The following is a 1,499-nucleotide window of genomic DNA, read 5'->3' as shown; positions in this document are numbered from 1 at the left end:
GAGTAACCGGATACTAGCATCATTTCGGTGCTGCCTCTGCTGACTCGCTCAAAGGCTGCTAATAATGTTTCAACTTCTGTTTCTCTGCCGTAGAGTTTTTGAGGGATTTGAAACTTATCTGTAATATCTTTTTGGGCGATCGCAAAATCTGCAATTCCTCCCGTAGTTTTTAATTGTTCTAGGCATTCTTCTAAGTCAGCGATAATTCCCCAAGGGCTTTGATATCTGGCTTCAGCGGTTTTCGCTAATAGCTTCATCACAATATCAGAAACAGCTTTAGGAATTTCTCGATTGATTTGATGGGGCGGTACTGCTTGTTTAGCAATGTGACAGTGGATTAATTCCATTGCATCGCTGTAATCCCATGGCAATTGCCCCGTTAGGAGTTCGTAAAAAGTGACTCCTAATGAGTAAAAATCTGTGCGGTAGTCTATTGCTCGGTTCATTCTGCCTGTTTGTTCCGGCGATATATAGCTAAGAGTGCCTTCTAAAACATTAGGATTTTTCAGGGTAGGATTTTCGCGCTTTAAAACAGTAGAGATGCCAAAATCTATAATTTGAACTCGCCCTGTGGTTGAGTTAATAATAATATTGCTGGGATTGATATCTTTATGAATGATTTTATGTAGATGAATTTCACCTAAAGCCCTGGTTGTTTTAATACCTATTAATAAAAACTCTTCTAAGGTAAGTTGTTGAGAAGCCAACAAGAGCTTTAATGAGTCTCCACCACAATCCTCGAAAATGATAGCCAAACTGTTATGGTATTTTTCTAAGCTGTAGGTTTTAGGCACACTTTCTAGGTTAAGATTGTGTGTGATTTCGTATTCCTGCTTGTATCTAACTAACGAAGCTGGCATCGGATAATCTTGTTTGAGAAATTTGAGAATTACCGGTTGGTTGTTTTGCTTTCTCACTCCTCGGTAAACTAAAGAATTATTACTTTCATGGATTTGGTTAATAATGTCGTAGCCCGGTAAGTTAATCATTCTTACAGCCTCTTGTCAGTATTAATACTCAATTATTTTTTTTAGATATTGTTAATTAATTAAGTAGATGTATCCTCTAATACATAAATAATATCCGAAACTTTAATAAAAACTTAAGTTTAAAAATAAAAGTTATTTTATGTTAACAGTTCTTAACAATAAGACGGCTCAACATTACGGTCAGGAGTGCGATCGCTCCACAGTTTCCTGCAAAATCCGGCAAAACAGAGTGAAGTGCGATCGCCGTTAGTCTTCCTAGGAGATGTGGGCGCTGCATAATTAGAGTATAAATAGGGGAATTACCATGTAATGAAAGCAAGTACAAATCGCCTCTTTTTCCTTCTTCATTCCACATCTTCATTAGGCCTCTTGCAAAAATAATTAGGACGGGCTCTCCGGCCGATCAATTGATGAAAAGGATTTTTGCAAGAGGTCTATAGCGATCGCAAATGATTTGTAAATCATAAATCATGTATAATGAGGGAGGTGGATCTAAGTAGAAGTTAAGAT

2 protein-coding genes are annotated in these 1,499 nt (G+C 37.4%); both read right to left on the bottom strand.

Translation table 11 applies throughout. From position 1 onward, the window contains the following. On the bottom strand, positions 1 to 989 hold a 989-nt coding region (locus QUA33_RS28025), incomplete at its 3' end, for a protein kinase domain-containing protein (protein ID WP_333153033.1). 142 nt (positions 990 to 1,131) lie between these two features. Continuing rightward, positions 1,132 to 1,350, bottom strand: coding sequence for a hypothetical protein (locus tag QUA33_RS28020; protein ID WP_333153031.1), 219 nt, complete (start codon positions 1,348 to 1,350; stop codon positions 1,132 to 1,134). Positions 1,351 to 1,499: the final 149 nt, after the last annotated feature.

The organism is Microcoleus sp. Pol14D4 (assembly GCF_036701245.1).
In the GTDB taxonomy this organism is placed as follows: Bacteria; Cyanobacteriota; Cyanobacteriia; order Cyanobacteriales; family Microcoleaceae; genus Microcoleus.
The sequence above is the reverse complement of the archived record's forward strand: the minus strand, read 5'-3'. Positions and strand labels throughout refer to the sequence as shown.